This is a genomic window from Streptomyces sp. NA02950 (assembly GCF_013364155.1).
Lineage (GTDB): Bacteria > Actinomycetota > Actinomycetes > Streptomycetales > Streptomycetaceae > Streptomyces.
The window spans coordinates 956,764-979,077 of record NZ_CP054916.1; the positions used below are offsets into that span (position 1 = coordinate 956,764).

The following is a 22,314-nucleotide window of genomic DNA, read 5'->3' on the forward strand; positions in this document are numbered from 1 at the left end:
GGCACCGACGCGATCACATTGCCGCCCGGCGCGGACCGCGCGACGAGCGAGGTCCACTGCTGGCGAGAATCCGTTGCATCATGGCAATCGAGCCACTGCTCATGATCGCGCACCACGCTTAGCGTCGGCGTCGGCACCCCGTTCGGGGGCTGTCCGTCCCGTGTCCCCGTGGAGAAGGAAGCGCTACCGCTGTGACCACGTTCCTGCTCGCCGTGCATGTGCTGGCCGCGATCATCGCGGTCGGTCCGGTCACCGTGGCGGCCAGTATGTTCCCCGCCGCCGCCCGCACCGCCCTGTCCGCGCCCGGGGACGTCCGGGCGGCCGCCGTACTGCGGACACTGCACCGGGTGTGCCGGGTCTACGCCGCCGCGGGGGTCGTGGTGCCCGTCTTCGGGCTGGCCACCGCCAGGAGCCTGGGCGTCCTGGGGGACACCTGGCTGATCGTCTCCATGGTGCTCACCGGGCTCGCCGCGGCCGTGCTCGCCGGGCTGGTGCTGCCCCGCCAGGGCGCGGTGCTCGCCGGGCTGGACAGCGCCACGGACACCGACGGCGCCACCTCCCCGGCGCCGGACACCGGAGGCGGTGCGACGGACCGGCGGACCACGGCGCGGCTGGCGATGTACACCGGGATGTTCAATCTGCTGTGGGCCGTCGTCACCGTGCTGATGATCGCCCGCCCCGGCTCCACCACCGGGGCGTGACGGCCGTGGAGCCGTCCACCCGTCCGCTGCGGATCGCCGCCACCGTCGAACTGGCCTCGCTGATCGTCCTGTTGGCCAACCTGGCCACCGCGCACTGGCCCGCCGTCTCCTCGGCGACGGGACCGGTCCACGGCTGTGCCTATCTGTTCGTCATCATCGCCGCCGTCCGGCGCCCGGGAACGAGCGGGCAGCTGAAACTGCTCGCCCTGGTCCCGGGCATCGGCGGTCCGCTCGTGCTGCGCCAGCTCACTTCACCGGCGTGTGGATGAGTGTCTTGGGCGCGACCGCGGCCCGTGACAGCGCGGGCAGCAGCCGGCAGGCGTTGTCCCTGTTGATACCGCGCCGCTGGGTCCCGTTGAGCGCCGGGTCGTTGTCCAGGGCGGGTGCCGTGACATCGGTGACGACACGGGCCGGGGTGGGCGGCCAGTCGCTTCCGTAGAGGATCCGGGACGCGTCCACGGCGGACAGCAGACTGGGAGTGGACGAGGGGGACATGGGGCCCGCGGTGTCGTAGTAGAAGCGATGCAGGTAGTCACGGACCCGGGGCCCCTCGACCTTGGGCGTGAGCTGGTCGCCGAAGGTCTCCAGGCGGCTTGCGAGGTACGGGAGGAACCCGCCGCCGTGCGGAAGGATGAAGGTGAGGTTCGGGTAGCGGTCCAGCGTCCCGTTCACGATCAGGCTGATGGCGGCACGGGTGGTGTCCATCAGGAAGTCGCACACGAACGGCGGCACCCCCGGCAGTCCGGCCTCGTCGCCGGGCACCTCCATGGGATGGGTGCTGATGACGGCGGAGCGCTCGTTGAGTTCCGCCAGCAGCGCGTCATGGGACGGATCGCCGAGGAAGGTCCCGCGGACACTGGTGCGGGTGCTCACCCCGATCGCGCCGAGCTGGTCCATGCCGTACGTCACGGACCAGCGGGACAGCTCCGTGTCGTCCAGGAAGATCGGAGCGAAGAAGGCGAAGCGCTCGGGGTGGGCGCTGACGAGATCGCCCGCGGACCGCAGCGCGACGCGGGCGCTCTCCTTGCGCAGCGGGGGCTCCCGCAGCCGTCCCAGCATCGCCACGGTGAGCACACTGGTCCGGATGCCGGCCCGGTCCATCAGGGTGAGCGCGCTGTCGAGGTCCCACTGTGTCCACCACGGGAGCTTGCCGCGCTGGACGACTCCCTTGCTCTCCGCCCAGGTGATCCATTCCGGTGCGGTGTAGTGGTGGTGGACGTCCACCCGTGACCGCCGTGCGTCGTCACCCGGCGGGGGGGCGGAGTGATCCACCGGGACGGCGTCATCGGCGACTGCTGTGTCGGGCGTGTTGAGCGGTGTCATCGGACTCCTCGGGAAGGTGGGGGCGAACGGAGCGGTGCCGGACGGCGGTTCAGCGGCCCGCGCCGCGCCCGAGGACGTCCAGGAGCACGTCCGCCAGCTCCTGTTCCGCGTTGGCCGGCATGCGCTGGGCCCGCCAGGCCACAAAGCCGTCCGGCCGCACCAGCACCGCTCCTTCCTGCGTGGTGCCGTGGGTGTCCGCCCAGTCCGCACCGCCCCGGATCTGGAGGTCGGCGTCGGCGGAGGAGCCGACGAGGTAGGCGTCCAGCGGGACATCGAGCTTCTCCGCCACCGTGCGAGCGACGGCCCGCCAGTCCGCCCCGCCCTCTCCGCAGAGCAGGACGAAGGAGCGTTCGTACAGATCGATGGTGGAGACCTCGGCGCCGTCCCGGGTGAGCCACATATGGGGTGCGCGGGTGCCGGGGTCGCCGCGCAACTCGAAGCTGTCGGGCACGGTGGGGGCGTCCGGGTCCCCGCCGACCACGGCCGTGGAGCTGTAGCGGTAGCACAGGGCCGTGGTGACCAGATCGGTGCCGGTTGTCGCCGACTGGGCGGCGTTGTAGCCGGGGTGCTGCTCCAGGGACGCCTGGAGCGTGGCCCGGGCGCTGGTGGCCTGCGCCACCGGCCTGCGTTCCACCTCGTAGGTGTCCAGCAGCCCGGGGCCCGCCCAGCCGCGGAGCACCCCGGCGATCTTCCAGGCGAGGTTGTGGGCGTCCTGGATACCGGTGTTGGAGCCGAACGCGCCGGTGGGCGGCATCTCGTGCACGGAGTCGCCCATGAGGAACACCCGCCCGGTGCGGTAGCTGTCGGCCACCCGGTCCGCAGCGTGCCAGGGCGCCTTCCCGGTGACCTCCACATCCAGGTCGGGGACTCCCGTACCCGCCCGGATGTGCTCGACGCACCGCCTCTCCGTGAAGTCCTCGATGGTTTCACCGCTCTCAGGGGTCCAGGGCATGTGGAACACCCACTGCTCCTTGTTGTCGACGGGCAGCAGCACTCCCTCACCGGCCGGATCGGTGATGTAACACACCACGAAGGGCTGGTCACCCGCCACATCGCGCAGCGCCTTGCTGCGGAAGGTGACGCTGATGTTGTGGAACAGGTCCCCGCGGCCGGAGTGCCCGATACCGAGGCGCTCCCGCGCGGGGCTCCGGGGACCGTCGGCGGCCAGCAGGTAGTCCGTACGGACCGTGTACGTCTCACCGGAATCCCGGGAGCGCAACACGGCGTGCACCGCGTCGTCGTCCTGGGTGAAGGACACCAGCTCGGTACGGAAGCGCACATCACCGCCCTGCTCGCGGGCGCGGTCCAGGAGGACCGGTTCCAGGTCGTTCTGGCTGCACGCGCACCGGAAGGTGGAGCTCTTCTCGGCCTCCGGGGGTCTGCCGGTGATCCGCGGGTAGATCCATCGCCGCTTCCCCCCGGAGAGGACGTCCACCTGGAGGATCCCGTCGTTCTTGGACAGGACCGCCGCCGCTCTCCGGATGTCCGGCTCCAGGCCCGCGGTGCGGTACAGCTCCATCGTCCGCATGTTGTTACCGCGGCCGCGCGGATGTGCCGAGGTGGCCGCGTGGCGCTCGACCAGGCAGTGTTCGACGCCGAGGCGCCCGAGAAACACGGATGCAGACAGGCCGACGAGCGATCCCCCCACGATCAGCACGGGCACATGGTCGTTGTCTCGCTCTTTCATTTCCCCGCGTCCTCCATCTGCGTCGACGGCATGGTGCCGCGGACTCCTGTCCGCGGTCTCCCTGTGCACCATGCTGACCACGGCCCGCACCGCCGCATCACCGGCGCGTCATTCGGGATGTATGACGGGGGCGAACGAGTGAACGCGGTTTCACTCCGGTTCCGGCCGGGGAGGACTTGTCGCCCGTCGCGGACCGTCTTCTCCCGTGGTGGGTCACTGCGGGGGCGTGCCGCTCCGTCGCCGCTGGCGGCGCCAGGCGACCAGCCGCAGATACTCCTCGTGCAGCACCCGGCCCAGCAGCGCCCCGCCGAAGACCACGTAGCCGACGCCCACCAGCCAGGACTGGACGACCAGCACGGTGCCCACCGGCCCGTAGGAAACCGCACTGGAGGCGATCAGCGGGGAGAACACCAGCTGGGAGAAGACCCGCAGCCCGACCAGTCCGACGCCGGTCGCCAGCGCGCCGGGCAGCAGGGCGCCCCAGCTGATCCGCCCGCCCAGCAGCAGCCGCTGCGACCACCAGATGAACAGCACGGTGCCCACCACGGCGATGAGCAACCGGCTGACCCCGGGGCCCAGATGCGAGGACAGCAGCAGATAGCCGATGAGCACCACCAGCCACACCAGATGGCGCCAGACGTTGTGCCAGCGCCCGGCGGGCAGTTCCCACACCTTCTCGTAACCGGTCTGCACCGCCGCGCCGAAGCTCAGCCCGAAGATGGCCAGGGTCGCCAGACCGAACGCCGTGGTGGTCTCCAGTGCCCGCTTCGGCGGGGCGAACAGCTGCTTCACCTCGTCCCGCGAGGAGGTGGACACCCCGAGTCCCTCGGCCAGCCACTGGGCGAAGCCATGACGGTTCACCGGGTCGGCGGCGGCGACCACGATGAGCAGCGGCACCAGGGTGAGGAAGCCGAGCGCGGCGAAGCCCAACGCCCTGTGCAGCAGCTCGAACTCGCTGCCCCGCCGCCATCCGCGGCCGACCGGGGAGCGGTGGAACACATGGTGCAGCCGCTGGAACCGGGTGCCGTGCCGGTGCCCGTGCTCATGACCGGCCTTGGGTCCGGGCTCCTGCCCGGACCCGCCCTCATGACCGTGCTGGTGTCCGTGCCCCGGGGTGCCGGAAGAATTCTCGGACATCGCCACTCCACTACCCGCGCCGAGGTCCCGGACCCGGGCGCGCGGAAACGCGCGCCGGATGGCGCGCGCACCACGAGCCCCCCTCAGTACGGGTGTCGGTCGGCCTTGTCCATCCATACCTTGTACGCCTCGGCGCCGAGCTCGGGGTGGATCTGCTCGATCAGGATCCTGCGCTGGTCCATCGGCCTCTGGAAGTCCTCGTACTGATAGGCGTCGTCGAAGCCGATCCTGGCGGTGGCGGCCAGGTCACAGCTGAAGTAGACGGCGTCGATGCGCGACCAGTAGATGGCGCTCATGCACATCGGGCACGGTGCGCCGCTGATGTAGATCGCGCATCCCTGGAGCATCCGCGCGCGTTCCGGCACCGGGTCGGGGGATCCCTCGGGACGGGGCACGAGTTCGAGCGTGCTCTCGTTCACATGCTTCCCGTCGATCGTGGGGGCTTCGGGGTTGAGCACCTGGATCGCCTTGCTGATCGTCTCCATCTCCGCGTGGGCGGTGGGATCGCCGGTCAGGAGCACACGGTTCTGCCCACGGGCGATGATGTCGCCGTTGAGGCTGATCACGGCGCCGAACGGCCCGCCCCAGCCGTTTTCCACGGATTCGGTGGCCAGCCGCACCGCTTCGGCCAGGAACTCCTGCTTCGCCATGTCGAACCTCCGCTCGGCTTTCCGTGCCGGTGTCAGCACCTCTGCGGAACGCTCGGTTTGTCTCATAAATTCCTTTTGATCTAGACTACTCGGCATGGATGCCCGTGCAACCCACGGCTCCAGCGGAGCCGGGGCAACGGTGGTGACCTCCCAGAAGGTCCGCCCAGGACAGGACGACGCCTACCAGCGCTGGCAGGAGAAGACCAACCGCGCGGCGCGCGGTTTCGACGGCTTCGAGGGCACCGAGCTGTATCCGCCGGGCCCCGGCCAGGACAACGAATGGGTGGTGGTCTTCCGGTTCTCCCGGATCGACCAGCTGACCACCTGGCTGCGGTCGAGTGTCCGTCAGGAGCTCCTGGACGAGGGACGCCCGCTGTTCGAGGCACCGCCCACCCAGGAGGTGCTCAGCGGCGGAACGCCCGCGGAGGAACCGGAGGTCGTCACGGCGGTCATCTCGCACGAGGTGCGCCCCGGATACGAACAGCCGTTCCTGCGCTGGCAGGACAAGGCGCTCAAGGCCCAGGAGAAGTTCCCCGGTTTCATGGGATCGGAGCTCTTCCGGCCGGTACCGGGGATCCAGGAGCACTGGGTCGTGGTCTTCCGCTTCGATTCCCGTGAACACCTCGACGGGTGGCTGGAGTCCGACGTCCGGGAGAAGCTGCTCAGCGAGGGCGCGAAGTACTTCACGCACTACGACGTACGGAAGATCAGCTCACCGTTCAGCGGCTGGTTCCGTTTCGGGGAGGGGGCGGACGAGGGAGTTCCGCCGAACTGGAAACAGGCCATGTCCGTGGTGCTGGCGCTCTATCCGACGGTGATGGTCCTCAATCTGACGGTGGGCAGCGCCTTGGACGACGCGGGGGTACCGGCCCATGCCGGCCTGTTCATCGGCAACGTGCTGAGCGTCAGCATCCTGACCTGGCTGCTGATGCCCCTGGTGAACCGGGCGCTCGCCTTCTGGCTGGTGCCGAGCCGGGCGCACACCCTGCGGGTCCATGTGGCGGGTGCCGCGCTGGTCGCCCTGTGCTACGGGCTGCTGATCGTCATCTTCGGATTCGCCGCCTGAGGGCCCGCCCGCCGGCCACGCGCCGCCACGGTCTCACCGGTGCTACGCGGTCAGCGCCACCGCCTCACCGGTGTCGGCGTCCAGGACGCTCACCCGCACCGCGGGCTCACGCACCGCGTCGCGGCTGGCCGCCGCGTCGAGGGCGAAGAGCACCACCACCGGCCGTGCGGCTCCGCCTCCCCCGTGGACCCCGGCGTACTGGAGGATGCGCCAGCCGCCGTCGTCCCAGTGGTCCAGCAGCGCCGACCGCACCAGGGCCGAGGCGGTCTGCCAGGCCAGCGAGTGTTCCAGCAGTTCGACCGTGGCGGTCACCGGCACCCGTGTCACCGCGCGCGTCCCGTCGAGCGGATGCCCGGTCAGCCGCAGCCGCAGTCTGCGCCACAGCAGCCGCCAGCGGTCGGGGGCGAGCACCACCGCCCCGGCCACGGCCACGAGGACAGCGCCCGCGGTGGCGGCCGGCCGGTGCGGGGCCGTGGTCCACCAGGGGTGTTCGGCGAGAGTGACGGCCACCCCGCCCGCCAGGACCGCGGCGGCGCGGACGAAGGCGCGGACCCCGACCGGTCCGTCGTCCCCGGCCGTGCACCCGCAGGAGGACCCGGGCGCGGCGCGCCGGGCGTAGCCGAGATAGCCGAGGAAACCGACGCCGAGGGCGGCGGCAGCCCCTCCCGCGGCCACCGAAACCGACGGCGGCAGCGCCAGCAGCGCCGCGCACAGCAGCAGTTCGAGGGCGCCGAGCCAGCGCAGGGCGCGGGCCGCCCGGGCGCCGCCGCGCAGCAGCCGGGCCAGCGCGGTCCGGGAGGCCGGCCGCGGGGCGCTCCGGCCGAAGAGTTTGCCCGCACCGGCCGTCCCCAGCACCCCGGCGAGCAGCGGTGCGGCCAGGTCCACGGCGAGGGTGGCGGGGCTCACCGGCGGTGTCCCGCGCCCGGTCCGACCGCGACCCGCACCAGCTCCACGGAGTCGTCGGACGGCCGCCAGGCGCCGAGCACCTGGGCGTCCTGCCCGATGCGCAGCCGGGAGAGATCGACGGTGGGGGCGGCGCCGGAGTAGGAGACGCTGGTGGTGTCCGCCAGCACATGGCCGACGATCTCGTGGGAGCCGTGGGCGAGGTGCAGCCGGTCCTTCTCGATCCCGCGGAGGGTGGTGTGGAGGTTGACGATGTTGACCCACACCGCGTCGGCGGCGAGGGTGCCGTCGGGCATCGGAACACCCCGGGCGTAGAGGCCGTCCCCGGTCTCGATGGCCGCGGCCGTGGTGGCGCGCACCTTCCAGACGCTGGTGGCGCCGGTGACCCGGACCCGGGCGTACTCGCCCCAGGAGCCCGCGACCTCCAGCAGCCCGCCGTCGATCCAGGTGATCCGCCCCTCCACGAAGGTGCTGTCGGCGGCCGCGGGGTCGAGGGCGCGCAGGGGTTCGGCGAAGGCGGCGTCGGCGTCCACGGCGCCCAGGGCGGTCGCCCCGATGACACCGGTGCCGATGACGGTTGCGCCGCGGAGGGCGGCGGCGGTGAGGAAGCGACGGCGGGCCAGGGGGTCGCCGGTCGGGTACGCGCTCATGTCCGTCCGCCTCATTCGAAGATGACCACCGGCAGCATGCCGGAGCTCAGACTGCCGATCGCGGAGAAGGCGGCCGGGGTGAGGTCGATGACCCGGTTGGTGCGGCAGGTGCCGTCGCAGCAGGTGGACTCGGAGCAGAAGCTGCGGGTGCGCGGACCGCAGTCGCTGACCGTGACGCACACACTGGCGCCGGAGCACTGGTGACGTACCTTCATCACGGAGCCGCAGCCGCGCCGGGGCAGCTTCTCCCCGCACAGATCCGGCCGGGTGATGTCCCAGCACGCCTTGGAGGCGTTGGGCCAGGCGGCGTGGAGCTTGCTGGACTTGCAGGTGCCACAGGCCCCGCCGCCCGCGCTCGCGCACGGGCCCCAGGCGTTGCCACAACAGAACCAGGTGGCCTCGCCGTTCCAGAGACTCGTCGATCCGCACGCCATGTGGTCATCATGCGCGGGGTCGCGGGCACCCGCCAGGCGGAGGCGTCCGATCCGGCGGTGGCCCCCGGAGCCGGGTGCCGTCAGAGGCGTTCGACGATGGTGACGTTGGCCTGGCCGCCGCCCTCGCACATGGTCTGGAGGCCGTAACGGCCGCCGGTGCGCTCCAGTTCGTGCAGCAGGGTGGTCATCAGCTTGGTGCCGGTGGCGCCGAGGGGGTGGCCGAGCGCGATGGCTCCGCCATTGACATTGACCCGCTCCGGATCGGCGCCGGTCTCCTTCAGCCAGGCGAGCACCACGGGCGCGAAGGCCTCGTTGATCTCCACCAGGTCGATGCCGGCGATGGTCATACCGGTCTTCTTCAGGGCGTGCGCGGTCGCGGGGATGGGCGCGGACAGCATCCGGATGGGGTCCTCGCCGCGCACCGACAGATGGTGGATCCGGGCGCGCGGAGTCAGCCCGTGCTCCCGTACGGCCCGTTCGGAGGCGATCAGCAGCGCGGAGGCACCGTCGGAGACCTGGGAGGACAGCGCGGCGGTCAGCCGCCCGCCCTCGACCAGCGGGGTGAGGGCGGCCATCTTCTCCAGGCTGGTCTCCCGGCGCGGCCCCTCGTCCACGGTGACCTCGCCGTAGGGGACCAGTTCGCGGTCGAAGCGGCCCTCGTCGATGGCGCGCACCGCGCGGCGGTGGGAGCGCAGCGCGAACTCCTCCATGGCCTCGCGGGTGATGGCCCACTTCTCGGCGATCATCTCGGCGCCGTGGAACTGGCTGACCGGCCGGTCGCCGTACCGCTTCCGCCAGCCCTCGGAGCCCGCGAAGGGGCCGTCGGTCAGCCCGAGCGGCACGGCCGCCTGGCGGCTGGCGTAGGCGATCGGCACCTGCGACATGATCTGCACCCCGCCCGCGACCACCAGGTCCTGGGTGCCGGAGAGCACCGCCTGCGCGGCGAAGTGCACGGCCTGCTGGGAGGATCCGCACTGCCGGTCGACCGTCACCCCCGGCACCTCCTCCGGCAGCCCGGCGGCCAGCCAGCAGGTGCGCGCAATGTCCCCGGCTTGCGGTCCCACGGTGTCCAGACAGCCGAGGACCACGTCCTCGACGGCGGCCGGGTCGGCGCCCGAGCGCTCCATCAGCGCCCGCAGGACATGGGCGCCGAGGTCGGCCGGGTGGACGGACGCGAGTCCGCCCCCGCGCCGGCCGACGGGGGTGCGTACCGCTTCGACGATGTATGCCTCGGCCATGACCGGTGTCGCTCCTTCGGCTGGTGGTCAATCGGCTGTTGTCATTCCCGCGGGGTGATGCCGTCCAGGACCATCGACAGATACTGGCGGGCGATCTCCTCGGGGCTGTGGTGTCCGCCCGGCCGGTACCACGACGCGGCGACCCACACGGTGTCGCGCAGGAAGCGGTACGCCAGCCGGATGTCCACGTCGGCGCGGAAGACCCCCTCGGCCACCCCGCGCTCCAGGGTGCCCAGCCAGGCCCGTTCGAACTTCCGCCGCGACTCGGCGAGATAGCCGAAGCGGGGCTGGGCGGCCAGGTGCCGGGACTCCTTCTGGTAGATCGCCACGGCGGCGTGGTGCCGGTCGATCTCCCGGAAGGACTCGGTGACGAGCGCCTCGACGGTCTCCCTCGGGCCGAGCCCGGCGCCGAGCACCTCCTCGTACCCGGCCCACAGCTCGTCGAGGAAGGTGGAGAGGATCTCGTCGATCATCGACTCCTTGGAGTCGAAGTGGTAGTACAGGCTGCCCGCGAGCATTCCCGCCTCGTCCGCGATCCGGCGGACGGTGGTCGCGTTGTACCCCTGGGCGGCGAACACCTCCGCCGCCGTGGTGAGCAGTTCGCGGCGTCGTTCGGGGGACGGGCTCACGGTCGTCTTCTTCTCGCTGTTCCTGCTGGAGTTCGGCACGGGGTCATTGTCGCCTCACGGGTGCTGGCCGCTGACGGACACCGTCTCCCCGGTCATGTACGAGGAGTAGCCGCTGGCCAGGAAGACGATCACGTTGGCCACCTCCCAGGGCTCGGCGTACCGGCCGAACGCCTCCCGCTCGGTCAGCTCGGCCAGCAGCTCGGGGGTGGTCACCTTCACCAGGTGCGGATGCATGGCCAGACTCGGCGAGACCGCGTTCACCCGCACCCCGTACCCGGCGGCCTCGACGGCGGCGCAGCGGGTGAGTGCCATGACGCCCGCCTTGGCCGCCGCGTAGTGGGCCTGTCCGGCCTGGGCGCGCCAGCCGACGACCGACGCGTTGTTGACGACGACTCCGCCGTGTCCGTCCGCCTTCATCCGGCGCAGGGCGGCGCGGGTGCAGCGGAAGGTGCCGTTCAGCGTGACGTCGATGACCCGGTCCCACTGGGCGTCGGTCATCTCGGTCAGCAGGGCGGTGCCACCGAGACCGGCGTTGTTGACCGCCGCGTCCAGCCGTCCGTGGCGCTCCTCGGCGAGGTCGTGGAGCGCCGCCACCTGGTCCTCGTCGGTCACGTCGCAGACCAGCCCGGCGACGCGGTCCGTGCCGAACTCGGCGGCGAGCGCGGCGGCCGTCTCCTCGAGCCTGCGCGCATGGGCGTCGCCGATGACGATCCGCGCGCCCTCCTCGAGGAAACGGCGGGCGGTGGCCCCGCCGATCCCGGAGCCCGCGGCGGCGGTGATGACGGCCGTGCGGCCGGTGAGCAGGCCGTGGCCGGGGACATACGGCGCCTTGTTGTCCATCACCCTGCCACGGTAACCTACCAAACACTTGTTAGGGAACGCGTGGCGCGAACGGAGGCGGCGCGGGTGGACCTCGAACTCACCGAACGGCAGCGGGCGTTCCGTGCCGGGGCCCGGAGCTGGCTCGCGGCACATGTGCCCGCCGCCCCGCTGCCCTCCCTGGAGACCGCCGGGGGCTTCACCGCCCACCGCGCCTGGGAGCGGACGCTCGCCGCGGGCCGCTGGTCGGCGGTGACCTGGCCCGAGGAGTACGGCGGCCGGGGGGCGTCGCTGGTGGAGTGGCTGCTGTTCGAGGAGGAGTACTACGCGGCGGGCGCACCGGGCCGGGTGAGCCAGAACGGGATCAGCCTGCTGGCTCCCACCCTCTTCGCACACGGCACCGCCGCGCAGCGCGCCCGGATCCTGCCGCCGATGGCGCGTGGCGAGGTGATCTGGGCCCAGGCGTGGTCCGAGCCCGAGTCCGGCTCGGACCTCGCCTCGCTGCGCTCCACGGCCCGCCGCACCGCGGGCGGCTGGCTGCTCAGCGGCCAGAAGACCTGGTCGTCCCGGGCGGCCTTCGCCGACCGCGCGTTCGGGCTCTTCCGCGGTCACCGGGAGGAGGGCGCACCGCCGCACCGCGGGCTGACGTATCTGATGTTCCCGCTTCGCGCACCGGGCGTGACCGTCCGCCCGATCGGCCGCCTCGACGGCAAGCCCGCCTTCGCCGAGCTCTTCCTCGACGAGGTGTTCGTACCCGACGAGGACGTCATCGGCGAGCCGGGGCAGGGCTGGCGGGTGGCGATGAGCACGGCGGGCGACGAGCGCGGGCTGACCCTGCGCAGCCCGGGCCGGTTCACGGCGTCGGCGCGGCGGCTGGTGGCGCTGTGGCGCGAGCGCGCGGGGAATTCCGGTCCGGGCGGTGCATGCGGGGCGGGCGATCGCGGTGCGAGCGCCGCCGACGGGCTGCGGGACCGGGTCGCCGACGCGGTGATCGGCGCCCGCGCGTACGAGCTGTTCGCGTACGCGCGTGCGTCGCGGCCGGAGGCGGGGAGCGCGGCGGGGGCCGCCACCGGGGCGGAGTCGAGCCTCAACAAGGTCTTCTGGTCCGAGCTGGACATCGCCCTGCACGAAACGGCCCTGGACCTGCTCGGCCCGGTCGGCGAACTGGCCGATGACGCGACCGACGCGGCCGGGGGCGGCGGCTGGGCGGACGGCTACACCTTCGCCCTGGCCGGGCCGATCTACGCGGGCACCAACGAGATCCAGCGCGATCTGATCGCCGAACGGCTGCTGGGTCTGCCGAGGGAACGGCGCTGACTCCTCCCCCACCCCGCCCTCCGGCGGCCCCGGGTGCCGGTTCGCACGGTGTGGCCGAGCGGTTCACGGGCGGCGGCTGAGGGGACGGCCAGGGTTTTCGGAGAGGGGAACGGGGATGGAATTCCTGCTGGACCGGGCGCAGGGCGAGTTCGGCCGTACCGTGGACCGGATGCTCGGCGGGGCACATACCGCGCAGGTGGTTCGGGCGTGGGCGCGCGGAGATCACGGGCCGGGGCGGACGCTGTGGGAGCGGCTCGGCGGGATCGGGGTGACCGCGCTGGCCGTCCCGGAGACGCACGAGGGGGTCGGGCCGCTGCCGGTGGAACTGGCCGTGGCCTCCGTGGAGTCGGGGCGGCACGCGGTCCCGGGTCCGCTGGCCGAGACCGCCGCGGTGGCGGTGCTGCTGGCCGCGCTGGCCGGGGGTGACGCCGCCCAGGTCGACCCGGCCGCCCGGCACTGGCTGCCCCGGATCGCCTCGGGGCGGACCCTGGTCACCCTGGCGGCGGCCGACGGCGGGCCGTACGCGCTGGACGCGGACGCCGCCGACGCCGTGTTCACCGTCGAGGGCGCCGGGGGCGAGGAGTTGTGGCTCGCGCCGGGACACGGGCGCGTACAGCCCTCGATCGACCCGGCCCGGCGGCTCGCCCGGCCGCTGCCCGGTGGGGAGCTGCTGGCCAGGGGCCCGGCGGTGGCCGAGGCCGCCGGACGGGCCGCGGACTGGGCGGCGTTCGTGACGGCCGCGCAGTCCCTCGGCACCGGACTGGCGCTCCTGGAACGGACGGTGGCGTATGTGAAGGGGCGGCGGCAGTTCGGCCGGGCGGTCGGTTCGTTCCAGGCGGTGAAGCACCGGCTGGCGGACGTACTCATCGGGCTGGAGTTCGCCCGGCCGCTGCTGTACGGGGCGGCGGTGGCGCTCGCGTCGGCCGGCCCCGGCGCCCGTGCCGAGGTGGCCGCCGCCAAGGTCGCCGCGGGCGAGGCCGGTTACGCGGCGGCCCGGGCCGCACTGCAACTGCACGGCGCGATCGGCTACACGGACGAGTCCGACCTGTCGCTGTGGATCCGCAGGGCCGGCGCGCTGCGCTCCGCCTGGGGCACGCCGTCCGTCTGCCGCGCCCGCGTGCTGGCGGGCTGAAGCAGATGGCGGACGGCACGGCGCACAGCAGCCCATGGAGCCCAACCGCGCCGAAGAGTGTTCCCCGCTCACGTTCTTGATCCATGCTGGTGCGACCACCGGCGAGCGGACCCAGTGAACAGCGAGGGATGCCACAGATGCACCGACCCCGGCCCACCCTGGAGAGCGTGGCGCGGCACGCGGGTGTCTCGCGCGCGACCGTGTCCCGTGTCGTCAACGGCTCCCCCTCGGTCGCCGAGGACAGCCGGGAGGCGGTGCTGCGGGCCATCCAGGAGCTCGGCTACATCCCCAATCAGGCGGCACGCAGCCTGGTCACCCAGCGCACGGACTCCTTCGCGCTGGTGCTGCCGGAGGAGCCGGGCCGGATCTTCTCCGACGACCAGTTCTTCCCGGGAGTGGTGCGCGGGGTGAGCCAGGAGCTGGAGGCGGCCGACAAGCAGCTGGTGCTGATGATGGCCCGGTCCCCCGCCAGCCGGGACCGGATCGAGCGGTTCGCGCTGTCCCGCCATGTCGACGGGGTCATGGTGGCGTCCATGCACGGCACCGACCCGCTGCCCGCCGCACTGGCCCGGATGGGGATCCCGGTGGTCTGCAACGAACGGGCGCTGGGCGCGACGATGCTGCCGTACGTCGGGGTCGACAACGCGGCGGGCGCGGCGCTCGCCGTCCGGCATCTGACCGCTTCCGGACGCACCCGGATCGGCACCGTGGCGGGGCCGCAGGACATGGTGGCCGGGATCGACCGGCTGGCGGGCTGTCGCGCGGCGCTGCGGGAGGCGGGCCTGAAGCCGTCGGTGGCGGTCGGCGACTTCACCCAGGAGTCGGGCGCGGTGGCGATGCGGGAGCTGCTGGAGCGGCAGCCGGGGCTGGACGCGGTGTTCGCCGCGTCGGACCTGATGGCCATCGGGGTGCTGCGGGCGCTGCGGCAGGCCGGGCGGCGGGTGCCGGACGACGTGGCCGTGGTGGGTTTCGACGACATCGAGCCCGCCCGTTACACCGAGCCGCCGCTGACCACGGTGCGCCAGCCGATCGCCGAGATCGGCCGCAGACTGGCGGGTCAGCTGCTGCGGCTGGCGGCCGGGGAGAGCATCGAGCCCGCGCTCGTCCTGCCCACCGAGCTGGTCGTCCGCGACTCGGGGTGACCGGGCGGCAGCCGGACGGCGAGCGCCGCGCCCGCCGTGTTGTCGACTCCGCCGTACGGCAGCGTCGGACCACCGGGATTCCCGTCCGGGCCGACGCGGCGGGCAGCGCACCCCGGGCCGGGCTCAGCCGCCGGTGTGCTGCGAGAGCAGGGCCCGGATCTCGCGCTCGAACGCGTCGTAGCGGCGCCGCAGCCCCGCGCCCGGCCAGTCCTCGGGCAGCAGCCGGGCGGGCAGGACGGGGTCGGCGAGCAGATGCCGCAGCGCGGCGGCGGCGACGGTGAAGCGGTCGGCGGGGCTCGCCGCGCGGTCCAGCGCGTCCCCCAGCAGCCGGGCCTGGCGGGCCCAGCCGTCCAGGTCCCACAGCCGCGCCGCGAGCTCGGCCGGATCGTCCTCCGGTGCGCCGGTGAACCAGCCGCACTGCCCGGCGGCCACGGCCGGACGGGAGCGGACCAGATTGGCGGGGCGCAGCCACGTGCCCTCGCGGAGTTCGGCCAGCCGCAGGGTGGCCATCGCCTGGCGCAGCGCGGTGCGCTCGGCCGCGGCACGCCGGTCGGAGGTGACGACGGCGATCTCCCAGCTGCCGTCCCAGCGCCGGGTGCGGGGGGCGCGGCTGTCGTCCTGGCGCGCCTGGCGGGCCAGCAGCCGGTCGGTGAGGCCGTAGCCGCCGTCGCGCTGTTCCAGGTCACCGGCGGCGACCATCCGGGTGAGGGCGACCCGGATGGTGCCCTCGGCGGCGCCGAAGAGCGCTCCGACGCGGACCAGGACGCGGGCGGGCAGCCGGGGCGGATGAAGGCCGAGCAGGGTGCTGAGCACGATCGAGCGCGCGGTCAGCGGCCGCAGGGTGAGGGTTCCGGTGTCATCCATGTCTCCTTGCACCCTATCCATTACAGTTCTTCATCGCGCATGATGGAAGTGTAAGACTGGAAGGGCGAGACCGCTCGGACGGGACCGGTGAGACCAGCGAGACCGGTGAGACCAGCGAGACCACCATGACCGAGGAGTTGCCTGCCATGAGCCCGACACACGAAGTTCTCAACCAGGCCCCGCCACTCGTCGGCTTCAGCACGGCGGACGACCCCGCCCTGCTGGAGGCGCTGCGGCGGGACGGCGGCGCCTGGGGCGAGCCGGAGGTCCGGGAGGTGGGCGCGCGGGCCGGTTCCGCCGAGGTCCAGGACCGGGCGAGGATGGCCGAGGAGCACCCGCCGGTGCTGCACACCCACGACCGGTACGGGCACCGCATCGACGAGGTCGAGTACCACCCGGCCTACCACCAGCTGATGGCGGAGGCCGTGGCGAGCGGCCAGCACGCGGCGGCGTGGGGCGAGAGCCGCTCCGGCGCCCATCTGGTGCGCGCGGCCAAGTTCTACGCCTTCGCGCAGGCCGAGGCCGGGCACGGCTGCCCGATCTCCATGACGTACGCCGCGGTCCCGGCGCTGCGCGCCGAACCGGAGCTGGCCGCCGCGTACGAACCGCTGCTGGCCTCCCGGGAGTACGACTTCGGGCTGCGTGCGCCGCTGGGCAAGCAGGGCCTGATCGCGGGCATGTCGATGACGGAGAAGCAGGGCGGCTCGGACGTCCGCGCCAACACCACCCGGGCCGTCCCCACCGCCGACGGCACCTATGTGCTCACCGGCCACAAGTGGTTCACCTCCGCGCCGATGAGCGATGTCTTCCTGACCCTCGCCCAGGCCGAGGAGGGGGTGACCTGCTTCCTGGTGCCGCGGGTCCTGCCGGACGGCACCCGTAACGCCCTGCGGTTGCAGCGGCTGAAGAACAAGCTGGGCAACCACTCGAACGCCTCGTCCGAGGTCGAGTACGAGGACGCCCTGGCCTGGCGGGTGGGCGAGCCGGGCCGCGGGGTGCGCACCATCGTCGAGATGGTGAACATGACCCGGCTGGACTGTGTCATCGGCTCGGCGGCGGGCATGCGCGCCGGGCTGCGGCAGGCGCTGCACCACGCCGAGCACCGCCGGGCCTTCGGCGCCGAGCTGATCGACCAGCCGCTGATGCGCCATGTGCTGGCGGATCTGGCGGTGGAGTCGGAGGCGGCCACCACCCTCGCGATGCGGCTGGCGGCGGCCCTGGACCGGTCGGAGGCCGGGGACGCGTCGGAGGCGGCGCTGCGCCGGCTCGGGCTGGCGGTCAGCAAGTACTGGGTGTGCAAGCGCGGTTCCACCCATGCCGCGGAGGCCCTGGAGTGCCTCGGCGGCAATGGGTACGTGGAGGACTCGGGGATGCCGCGGCTGTACCGCGAGGCACCGCTGCTGTCCATCTGGGAGGGCTCGGGGAATGTGGCCGCGCTCGACGTGCTGCGCGCGCTCGGCCGCGAGGAGGGCGCGCTCGACGCCTTCCTCGCCGAGGTCGAGACCGCCGCGGGGGCCGATGCGCGGCTGGACGCCGCCGTGGCCCGGCTGCGTGCGCTGCTGCCGCAGCTCGGCGATCCGCAGCGGGCGCCACTGCTGGCCCGCCGTCTGGCCGAGCAGATGACGCTGGTACTCCAGGGCAGCCTGCTGGTGCGGTACAGCCATCCGGCGGTGGCCGACGCGTTCTGTGCCTCGCGGCTGGACGGCGACTGGGGGCACGCGTTCGGCACGCTGCCGCCGGGGACCGACACCGGTCCGATCCTGGAGCGGGCCCGGCCCAAGGACCTGCGGTGACGTCGGGAGACGGCGCGACGGCGGAGCGGTCGGCGATCCGTACCGAGCGGGCGGGCCCGGTGACCACCGTGGTGCTCGCCCGCCCCGAGGTCCGCAACGCCGTGGACGGCGCGACGGCCACCGCCCTCGCCGACGCCTTCCGCGCCTTCGACGCCGACCCCGGGGCGCGGGTCGCGGTGCTGTGGGGCGAGGGCGGCACCTTCTGCTCCGGTGCCGACCTCAAGGCGGTCGGCACCGAGCGCGGCAACCGCGTGGCCGAGGACGGCGACGGGCCGATGGGGCCCACCCGGATGCGGCTGTCCAAACCGGTGATCGCCGCGGTCAGCGGCCACGCGGTCGCGGGCGGGCTGGAGTTGGCCCTGTGGTGCGATCTGCGGGTGGTGGAGGAGGACGCGGTCTTCGGGGTGTTCTGCCGCCGCTGGGGCGTACCGCTGATCGACGGCGGCACGGTACGGCTGCCCCGGCTGATCGGCGCGAGCCGGGCGATGGACCTGGTGCTGACGGGGCGTGCGGTACCGGCCCGGGAGGCGTACGACATCGGGCTGGCCAACCGGCTGGTGCCACCGCGCGCGGCCCGTGCGGAGGCCGAGCGGCTGGCCGCCGCGATCGCCCGCTTCCCGCAGACATGTCTGCGCGGCGACCGTGCCGCACTGCTCGAACAGGAGGGACTGCCGGAGGAGGAGGCGATGGCGCGGGAACTGCGCCACGGCCGGGCCACCCTGGCGGAGGGACTGGACGGCGCCGCGCGGTTCGCGGCGGGCGCCGGACGGCACGGCAGCTTCAAGGAGCTGTGAGGCGGGAGGCGGGAGGCGGGAGGCGGGTACGTCAGGGCGGAACCGCCCCTGACGTCAACCTCGACGCGGTGAACTCCCGTACTACGTCACCTATTCGGGGGAAATCACGGGGCCGTACGGCTGGCACGGGTCCGATCGGCCAAAGATCTTCCTCGTGAACCGATGGCATCGCGCATGGCGTTCAGGGGTCCTCGTCACGGCCCTTGTCTGCGCCTCGGCGGGGGCGACAGCCGCGGCCGACGGGACCGGTGGGAGCGGCGGTCCGGCGTCCGTCACCCCCGCTCCCCGGCGGACGGTGGACGTCCGGGTCAGGGCGGGGGTGACGGACGAGGGGGCACACGCGGCCGTGCGGGTCGAGGTCCGCCCCGGATTCTGTGTGTGCGCCGTCGCGTCGGCCGGGACGGACGGCGCCTTCGTGCGGTACGGGCAGTGCCCCACGCCCACTCCCACTCCCACACCGACACCGACACCGACACCGACGCCCACCCCCACTCCCACTCCCACTCCCACTCCCACTCCCACTCCCACACCGACCCCTACCCCTACCCCGACTCCGACGCCCACACCCACGCCGACCCCGACGACCACGCCGACCCCGACCCCGACACCCACCCTCACGCCAACGCCCACCCCGACGCCCACCCCGACCCCGACCCCGAGTCCCCCGCGGGCCTCGGACGCCCCGGCTCCGGCGCCCGCTCCGGCGCGCCCCGCGCTCAACTGGCCCCCCGCACCCCGGCCCACGCCTCCGCGACCGGCCGAGCCCGCCCCCGGTGAGCCCTCGGCGCCGTCCGCCGAGCCCACGCCCGTCCCGACCCGGCCGCGCCGGGTCCAGGCGCAGGCGTATCGCCCGCCCAGCCGCGAGGAGCCCCCCGACGGGACCTCGTTGGTCACCTTCACCCTGCTGCTCACGGCGCCCGCGGTGCTCGCGGCCGCCGCTCTCCGCCCGCGTTCGCGCTCCGCCTCGCGCGGCGGACGGCGCGGCTGATCCGCCCTGCCGACCCGCTTCGGAGGTTGCCTTGCCCGAATGGCTGATTCTGACTCTTCTGATGGCCGGGGTCTGCTCGGTTGTTGTGCTGGCCGCGGTCCTCAACGCCCGCCGTCTCGGCAGCGACGACGACCCGAGCGAGACCCCCGATGTCCTCGACTACATGATCATGATGATCGGTGTGGTCTACGCGATCGTGCTGGGCCTGGCCATCGCCGGGGTCTGGGAGGCGCGCGGCGCCGCCCAGGACGGGGTGCGGACGGAGGCACAGGCGCTGCACGAGGTGAACGAACGGGCCGCCGTCTACCCGCAGTCCGTACGCGACCGGATCCGTGCGGACATCGACGCGTACGTGGACCATGTGGTGTCCAAGGAGTGGCAGGTGATGATCGACAAGGGTGAGCTCACCGAGCACGGCACGGTGCTGCTGGACGCCGTGCGCCACGAGGTCACCCACGCCCGGCCGAAGACCCTGCTCCAGTCGCAGGCGTATCAGCCGATGGTGGACGAGGTGGCCGCGGCCGACGCAGCCCGGACCGCCCGGCAGCAGAACGCGGGGCCGACCATGCCCGCGGTGGTCTGGATCGGCCTGGCGCTGGGGGCGGCCCTGGTCGTGGGGCTGATCTTCACCTTGCAGATCCGCCGCTCACCGCGGGAGCTGATGCTGTCGGTGATGTTCACCGGCCTGATCGTCTTTCTGCTCTTCCTGGTCTGGGACTTCGACGATCCCTTCGGGCGCTCGGTCGGCGACGCGACCGCGCCGTTCACCGATCTGTTTCCCAGCGCACGGGGAGGTGTTTGAGCCCGTTCTGGAAGTTGGAGGTGAGCCGCACCGGCTCCCCGGCGAGCCGCAGTCCCGGCAGCCGGTCGAGGGCGCCGCGCAGCATGGCCCGCATCTGGACGCGGGCCAGCTGGGCGCCCATGCAGAAGTGCGGGCCGTAGCCGAAGCTGACGTGGTCGTTGGGTGAGCGGGTGGGGTCGAAGCGGTCGGGGTTGGGGAAGACCGTCTCGTCGCGGTTGGCGGAGGCGTGGAAGACCACGACCTTCTCACCACGCCGGATCAGCTGTCCGCCCAGCTCCACATCGCGGGTGGCGGTGCGGCGGAAGTCGATGACCGGCGGCCAGAAGCGCAGCATCTCCTCCACCGCGGAGCCGGTGAGTTCGGGCCGGTCGAGCAGGAGCCGGTGGCTGCCGGGGTGGTCGAGGAGGGTGAGCAGCCCGCCCGGAATGCCGTTGCGCAGCGTCTCGTTGCCCGCCACCGCGAACAGGAAGAACATGTTCTCGAACTCCTCGCGGCGCAGACCGCCCTCCCGCATCCGCGCCATCACACTGCCGGGCCGGGGGTGTTCGGCCAGGGCGTGCGCGTAGCCGAACATATCGGCCAGGGCCTCGCGGGAGCGCGGGTTCATCAGCCGTCCGTCCGGGCGGACCGCCGAGTCGGGCCGCAGGGCGAGGGTGGCGCGTCCCATGGGGCTCAGCTCCCCCGGGTCCGCGGTGCTGGACCCGGCGTGGTCGGCGTCCTGGTAGCCGATGATCCGGTTCGACCAGTCGAACAGCAGCCGCCGGTCACTCTCGGGTACGCCCATCACCCGAGCCAGGGTCCAGACCGGCAGATCGGCCGCGAGTTCGACGAAGTCGGCCTCGCCGCGGTGGGCCACGGAGTCGATGAGCGCCGTCGCGCGTCGCTCGATGTCCGCTTCCAGCTCGCGCACGGCCCGCGGGGTGAGCGCCGCGGCGACGATACGCCGGAGCCGGGAGTGGTCGGGCGGATCCTGATTGAGCATCATCGCCCGGACGAAGTCGAGGTCGGCCGGGGTGTCGGGGTCGCGGATCTGGGTGGCGCCCAGCCACGAGGAGAAGATCTCGGGAGTGCGCAGCACGTGTTTGACGTCCGCGTGCCGGAACACCGCCCAGAAACCGGGGCCCGCGGGCCACGCCCCGACCCCGGGCTCCTCGATCCGGCAGACGGGGCGCGTCGCGCGCAGTTCGCGGAAGAGGGCGTGGGGGACACCGGTGGCGTAGGTCTCGGGGAGGAACGCCTCGACAGGGTTCACAGCCGAGACCGTACGGCGCCACCCGCCGGGCCCGTCAAGAGACCGTTCGTCAGGATCAGGGCACCGGCACCGGGAGCACCCGGCGCAGCGGGTCCTCCGGCAGCCGGCCGTGCGCCTTCCACTCCCGCGGATAGCCCACCGACACCTCCTGGAACGACACCCCGTCCTCCACGGTGGTGCGGGGGATGTGCAGATGGCCGTAGACCACGGTCGCGGCGCGGAACCGCACATGCCAGTCGGCGGTCAGCTCGGTGCCGCACCACAGGGCGAAGTCGGGGTAGCGCAGCACCCGGGTGGGCAGCCGGGTCAGCGGCCAGTGGTTGATCAGCACGGTCTGCACGGTCGGGTCGCACGCGGCCAGCTTCGCCTCGGTCTCGGCCACCCGGGCGCGGCACCAGGCGTCGCGGGTCGGGTACGGGTCGGGGTGCAGGAAGTGTTCGTCGGTGCAGACCACTCCGGACTCATGGGCGTGGGCCAGGGCGGCTTCCTTGCTGGTGATGCCGTCGAGGCGGAAGGTGTAGTCGTAGAGCAGGAACAGCGGGGCGATGGTCAGCGGTCCGCCGATGCCCTCCCAGCGGGGGTACGGGTCCTCGGGCGTCACGATGCCCTTGGCGCGGCACATCTCCACCAGCGCCTCGTAGCGCGCCACGCCACGGGCCTCCAGCGGGTCCTTGGGGTGGGTCCACAGCTCGTGGTTGCCCGGCGACCAGATGACCTTGGCGAAGCGCTCGCTCAGCAGCCCCAGCGTCTCCTCGATCTCGGAGAACACCTCGCCGACGTCTCCGGCGACGATCAGCCAGTCGTCCTCGGAGCCCGGCCGCAGCCGCTCGACGATCTCCCGGTTCTCCGAATAGGCCACGTGCAGGTCGCTGATGGCGAGAAGCTCGCCGCGGTGCGTGCCGCCCATTGTTTCTCCTGTCGTACGGTGGCGGTCATGGTGCGATGGCGGTGCGGTCGTTCCTGGGCACGGGCCGGGTGATCGCCGGTCCGTCC

At 72.9% G+C, this 22,314-nt stretch carries 23 protein-coding genes; 10 read left to right on the forward strand and 13 right to left on the reverse strand.

Translation table 11 applies throughout. The annotated features are described in order from the left end of the window. The first annotated feature begins 191 nt into the window (after positions 1-191). Complete coding sequence (locus HUT19_RS03910) at positions 192-701, forward strand: protease (protein WP_176179083.1); 510 nt, start codon at positions 192-194, stop codon at positions 699-701. Further along, positions 698-970 carry a DUF3817 domain-containing protein gene (locus HUT19_RS03915; protein ID WP_176179084.1) on the forward strand — a complete coding sequence of 91 codons (273 nt, stop codon included), beginning with the start codon at positions 698-700 and terminating at the stop codon, positions 968-970. Before HUT19_RS03910 ends, HUT19_RS03915 begins: the two co-directional genes overlap by 4 nt. On the opposite strand, the gene HUT19_RS03920 is transcribed toward HUT19_RS03915, so the two are convergent. From HUT19_RS03920 to HUT19_RS03935, 4 genes are all read right to left on the reverse strand, one after another. Further along, positions 948-2,024, reverse strand: coding sequence for an amidohydrolase family protein (locus tag HUT19_RS03920; RefSeq protein ID WP_176179085.1), 1,077 nt, complete (start codon positions 2,022-2,024; stop codon positions 948-950). The two genes, HUT19_RS03915 and HUT19_RS03920, sit on opposite strands and share 23 nt — an antisense overlap. Before the next feature lie 49 nt (positions 2,025-2,073). Continuing rightward, positions 2,074-3,711: an FAD-dependent monooxygenase gene (locus HUT19_RS03925; RefSeq protein WP_176179086.1), complete on the reverse strand. Its 1,638-nt coding sequence runs from the start codon at positions 3,709-3,711 to the stop codon at positions 2,074-2,076. Between the two features lie 213 nt (positions 3,712-3,924). Further along, the gene (locus tag HUT19_RS03930) at positions 3,925-4,848 is read right to left on the reverse strand and encodes a ribonuclease BN (protein WP_254885425.1); all 924 of its coding nucleotides are present in this window, start codon (positions 4,846-4,848) and stop codon (positions 3,925-3,927) included. An 83-nt stretch (positions 4,849-4,931) separates the two neighbouring features. Continuing rightward, a complete protein-coding gene (locus tag HUT19_RS03935) occupies positions 4,932-5,498 on the reverse strand; it encodes a nucleoside deaminase (RefSeq protein WP_176179087.1) in 567 nt (188 codons plus the stop codon). A 94-nt stretch (positions 5,499-5,592) separates the two neighbouring features. On the opposite strand from HUT19_RS03935, the gene HUT19_RS03940 reads away from it, so the two are divergent. Beyond that, on the forward strand, positions 5,593-6,564 hold the full coding sequence (locus tag HUT19_RS03940; RefSeq protein ID WP_254885426.1) for an antibiotic biosynthesis monooxygenase: 972 nt from the start codon (positions 5,593-5,595) through the stop codon (positions 6,562-6,564). Positions 6,565-6,606: 42 nt separating this feature from the next. Here the strand turns inward: HUT19_RS03940 and HUT19_RS03945 are convergent, their stop codons facing one another. From HUT19_RS03945 to HUT19_RS03970, 6 genes are all read right to left on the reverse strand, one after another. Next, positions 6,607-7,470 (reverse strand): MauE/DoxX family redox-associated membrane protein, encoded by an 864-nt coding sequence (locus tag HUT19_RS03945; protein ID WP_254885427.1) that lies wholly within the window; start codon positions 7,468-7,470, stop codon positions 6,607-6,609. After that, a complete protein-coding gene (locus tag HUT19_RS03950; protein WP_176179088.1) occupies positions 7,467-8,117 on the reverse strand; it encodes a cell wall protein in 651 nt (216 codons plus the stop codon). Before HUT19_RS03950 ends, HUT19_RS03945 begins: the two co-directional genes overlap by 4 nt. Positions 8,118-8,128: 11 nt before the next feature. Continuing rightward, entirely contained in the window at positions 8,129-8,551 is a 423-nt protein-coding gene (locus tag HUT19_RS03955) for a septal ring lytic transglycosylase RlpA family protein (RefSeq protein WP_176179089.1), read from the reverse strand. Between the two features lie 80 nt (positions 8,552-8,631). Next, a complete protein-coding gene (locus HUT19_RS03960) occupies positions 8,632-9,789 on the reverse strand; it encodes an acetyl-CoA C-acetyltransferase (RefSeq protein WP_176179090.1) in 1,158 nt (385 codons plus the stop codon). 41 nt (positions 9,790-9,830) lie between these two features. Next, positions 9,831-10,418 (reverse strand): TetR/AcrR family transcriptional regulator, encoded by a 588-nt coding sequence (locus tag HUT19_RS03965; protein ID WP_176186448.1) that lies wholly within the window; start codon positions 10,416-10,418, stop codon positions 9,831-9,833. 54 nt (positions 10,419-10,472) lie between these two features. After that, positions 10,473-11,258, reverse strand: coding sequence for an SDR family oxidoreductase (locus tag HUT19_RS03970; RefSeq protein ID WP_176186449.1), 786 nt, complete (start codon positions 11,256-11,258; stop codon positions 10,473-10,475). A gap of 66 nt (positions 11,259-11,324) precedes the next feature. On the opposite strand from HUT19_RS03970, the gene HUT19_RS03975 reads away from it, so the two are divergent. The 3 genes from HUT19_RS03975 (at position 11,325) to HUT19_RS03985 (ending at position 14,828) form a co-directional block, all read left to right on the forward strand. Next, positions 11,325-12,554, forward strand: coding sequence for an acyl-CoA dehydrogenase family protein (locus tag HUT19_RS03975; protein ID WP_176186451.1), 1,230 nt, complete (start codon positions 11,325-11,327; stop codon positions 12,552-12,554). 115 nt (positions 12,555-12,669) lie between these two features. Further along, positions 12,670-13,686: an acyl-CoA dehydrogenase gene (locus tag HUT19_RS03980; RefSeq protein WP_176179091.1), complete on the forward strand. Its 1,017-nt coding sequence runs from the start codon at positions 12,670-12,672 to the stop codon at positions 13,684-13,686. Between the two features lie 137 nt (positions 13,687-13,823). Beyond that, positions 13,824-14,828: a LacI family DNA-binding transcriptional regulator gene (locus HUT19_RS03985; protein WP_176179092.1), complete on the forward strand. Its 1,005-nt coding sequence runs from the start codon at positions 13,824-13,826 to the stop codon at positions 14,826-14,828. A 123-nt stretch (positions 14,829-14,951) separates the two neighbouring features. Here the strand turns inward: HUT19_RS03985 and HUT19_RS03990 are convergent, their stop codons facing one another. After that, positions 14,952-15,692 carry a PaaX family transcriptional regulator C-terminal domain-containing protein gene (locus tag HUT19_RS03990; RefSeq protein ID WP_176179093.1) on the reverse strand — a complete coding sequence of 247 codons (741 nt, stop codon included), beginning with the start codon at positions 15,690-15,692 and terminating at the stop codon, positions 14,952-14,954. A gap of 146 nt (positions 15,693-15,838) precedes the next feature. Between HUT19_RS03990 and HUT19_RS03995 the strand changes: the two genes are divergently transcribed. The 4 genes from HUT19_RS03995 (at position 15,839) to HUT19_RS04010 (ending at position 20,069) form a co-directional block, all read left to right on the forward strand. After that, a complete protein-coding gene (locus HUT19_RS03995) occupies positions 15,839-17,485 on the forward strand; it encodes an acyl-CoA dehydrogenase family protein (RefSeq protein WP_176179094.1) in 1,647 nt (548 codons plus the stop codon). Next, positions 17,482-18,279: a crotonase/enoyl-CoA hydratase family protein gene (locus HUT19_RS04000; protein ID WP_254885428.1), complete on the forward strand. Its 798-nt coding sequence runs from the start codon at positions 17,482-17,484 to the stop codon at positions 18,277-18,279. Before HUT19_RS03995 ends, HUT19_RS04000 begins: the two co-directional genes overlap by 4 nt. Positions 18,280-18,708: 429 nt before the next feature. Further along, positions 18,709-19,056 carry a hypothetical protein gene (locus tag HUT19_RS04005; protein ID WP_176179095.1) on the forward strand — a complete coding sequence of 116 codons (348 nt, stop codon included), beginning with the start codon at positions 18,709-18,711 and terminating at the stop codon, positions 19,054-19,056. Between the two features lie 242 nt (positions 19,057-19,298). Next, positions 19,299-20,069 (forward strand): DUF4239 domain-containing protein, encoded by a 771-nt coding sequence (locus HUT19_RS04010; protein WP_176179096.1) that lies wholly within the window; start codon positions 19,299-19,301, stop codon positions 20,067-20,069. Here HUT19_RS04010 and HUT19_RS04015 read toward each other — a convergent pair. Then, entirely contained in the window at positions 20,032-21,321 is a 1,290-nt protein-coding gene (locus HUT19_RS04015; protein WP_176179097.1) for a cytochrome P450, read from the reverse strand. The genes HUT19_RS04010 and HUT19_RS04015 overlap by 38 nt on opposite strands. A 55-nt stretch (positions 21,322-21,376) precedes the next feature. Next, positions 21,377-22,228, reverse strand: a complete 852-nt coding sequence (locus HUT19_RS04020) for a metallophosphoesterase (protein ID WP_176179098.1) — start codon at positions 22,226-22,228, stop codon at positions 21,377-21,379. Positions 22,229-22,314 lie beyond the last annotated feature (86 nt).

Bases quoted from the DNA above. Each gene is read 5' to 3' on its own strand.
- HUT19_RS03920 (WP_176179085.1), bottom strand. From the start codon at position 2,024: ATGACACCGCTCAACACGCCCGACACAGCAGTCGCCGATGACGCCGTC.
- HUT19_RS03925 (WP_176179086.1), bottom strand. From the start codon at position 3,711: ATGAAAGAGCGAGACAACGACCATGTGCCCGTGCTGATCGTGGGGGGA.
- HUT19_RS03930 (WP_254885425.1), bottom strand. From the start codon at position 4,848: ATGTCCGAGAATTCTTCCGGCACCCCGGGGCACGGACACCAGCACGGT.
- HUT19_RS03935 (WP_176179087.1), bottom strand. From the start codon at position 5,498: ATGGCGAAGCAGGAGTTCCTGGCCGAAGCGGTGCGGCTGGCCACCGAA.
- HUT19_RS03940 (WP_254885426.1), top strand. From the start codon at position 5,593: ATGGATGCCCGTGCAACCCACGGCTCCAGCGGAGCCGGGGCAACGGTG.
- HUT19_RS03950 (WP_176179088.1), bottom strand. From the start codon at position 8,117: ATGAGCGCGTACCCGACCGGCGACCCCCTGGCCCGCCGTCGCTTCCTC.
- HUT19_RS03955 (WP_176179089.1), bottom strand. From the start codon at position 8,551: ATGGCGTGCGGATCGACGAGTCTCTGGAACGGCGAGGCCACCTGGTTC.
- HUT19_RS03960 (WP_176179090.1), bottom strand. From the start codon at position 9,789: ATGGCCGAGGCATACATCGTCGAAGCGGTACGCACCCCCGTCGGCCGG.
- HUT19_RS03970 (WP_176186449.1), bottom strand. From the start codon at position 11,258: ATGGACAACAAGGCGCCGTATGTCCCCGGCCACGGCCTGCTCACCGGC.
- HUT19_RS03980 (WP_176179091.1), top strand. From the start codon at position 12,670: ATGGAATTCCTGCTGGACCGGGCGCAGGGCGAGTTCGGCCGTACCGTG.
- HUT19_RS03985 (WP_176179092.1), top strand. From the start codon at position 13,824: ATGCACCGACCCCGGCCCACCCTGGAGAGCGTGGCGCGGCACGCGGGT.
- HUT19_RS03990 (WP_176179093.1), bottom strand. From the start codon at position 15,692: ATGGATGACACCGGAACCCTCACCCTGCGGCCGCTGACCGCGCGCTCG.
- HUT19_RS03995 (WP_176179094.1), top strand. From the start codon at position 15,839: ATGAGCCCGACACACGAAGTTCTCAACCAGGCCCCGCCACTCGTCGGC.
- HUT19_RS04020 (WP_176179098.1), bottom strand. From the start codon at position 22,228: ATGGGCGGCACGCACCGCGGCGAGCTTCTCGCCATCAGCGACCTGCAC.